Genomic DNA, 381 nt, shown 5'->3' on the forward strand with positions numbered 1-381 from the left:
CAAGGCGTCGAGCTGGCTGCCCCAGTCCGGCGCGGGCTCGGTCGCGGCAGCGGCCGGCCCGGCGTCGTCCTGCTGCAGGCGCTGCCAGCCCTGCTGCCACAGCGCCTGCCAGCCGGCATGGGTCTGCGGCAGGCGGCCGGTCTCGGCCAGGGTCTGCAGGCTGTGGTCCAGCAGATGCTGCTGCAGAGCGCTGAGCGTCAGCGGCGGGCTGCCCGGGCGCGCCAGCATGCGCAGCGCGAACTGGCGCAGCGACTCCATCCAGCTCGGCGCGCTGGACGGCACCCTCAAGGTCGCGGCGGCGCTGGCGGGCTCGGAGGCCTGCATCAGATGCATCACCAGCCCGAGGCTGGCCGGCGCCAGGCTGGCCGCCCAGCCGCGCCG

1 protein-coding gene is annotated in these 381 nt (G+C 76.4%); it reads right to left on the minus strand.

Annotation, left to right across the window (positions count from 1 at the left end; translation table 11 throughout):
• On the minus strand, positions 1–381 hold a 381-nt coding region (locus PO768_RS29140), incomplete at both ends, for a hypothetical protein (protein WP_272648844.1).

The sequence above is a fragment of the Paucibacter sp. XJ19-41 genome, assembly GCF_028462495.1.
In the GTDB taxonomy this organism is placed as follows: domain Bacteria; phylum Pseudomonadota; class Gammaproteobacteria; order Burkholderiales; family Burkholderiaceae_C; genus Roseateles_E.